At 66.8% G+C, this 939-nt stretch carries 1 pseudogene; it reads right to left on the minus strand.

What is annotated here, in order from left to right:
• A pseudogene (locus AHiyo1_RS27150) lies at window positions 1-939 on the minus strand (dihydroxyacetone kinase subunit DhaK); the annotation flags it as partial.

The following is a 939-nucleotide window of genomic DNA, read 5'->3' on the forward strand; positions in this document are numbered from 1 at the left end:
GCGTCCGCGCAGCTCGCGGCGTAGTTGTGCGAGTCCAGGGTGGCCGTGAAAGCGATAGCCTCAGCGCCGCCGTCGTACGCCTCCTCCGAAAGCAAACCGCCAGCAAGGGTGGCGTTGCCGCGCCGGTAAGCCGGTGTTTCAGCGGGTGCTGTCCACAGCGGTTCGAGTTCTTCGTCGAGCCACGTGATGGTGAGGGAGACGCCGGACATGTCCAGGCTCGTGACCAGTTCGCCGACCTCCGGCATGACCAAGGTGTAGCCGGCTGAGCGCAGCAACGGGGCCACGGTCAGCCACAGGACGAAGAGTTCTTCGTGCTTGGTGGAGCCAAGTCCGTTGAGGATGACGGCGAGGCGGTTGCCCGCTCCGTGCGGGGTTTCCGCCAGCAGCCGAGCGACGAGTTCCTGGCCGAGTTCCTTGGCCGGCGGGAGCTCGGTGTCGAACAATCCGGGCTCGCCGTGGATGCCCAGGCCAAGTCCCATCTGCTTGTCGTTCAGCGTGAACAGGGGCGCTTCGGCGCCGGGGAAGGTGCAGCCATGGAAGGCGCTGCCGATGGTGCGGGTCAGGTCATTGGCTTTGCGGCCCAAGCGCACGACGTCGGCCAGTCCGGCTCCCGCTTCGGCGGCGGCGCCCATGATCTTGAAGACCGTGAAGTCGCCCGCGATGCCGCGGCGTTTCGCGGATTCCGACGGCGGTGCGCTCGCGATGTCGTCCGTCACCAGCACGTTTTCCACGGCAATGCTTCTGCAGCCAAGCGCTCGCTGGCCATGCCGAAGTTCAGGACGTCCCCGGCATAGTTGCGTACGTGAACACCACGCCGGCCCCGGAATCCGCAGCCTTGGCCACGGAATAGGCCTGTTGGGCGGAAGGCGAGGTGAAGATGTTGCCCACGACGGCGCCGTCGGCCAGTCCCGCGCCGATGAGTCCGGCGAATGCCGGGTA

The sequence above is a fragment of the Arthrobacter sp. Hiyo1 genome (genome assembly GCF_001263615.2).
Classification (GTDB): domain Bacteria; phylum Actinomycetota; class Actinomycetes; order Actinomycetales; family Micrococcaceae; genus Arthrobacter.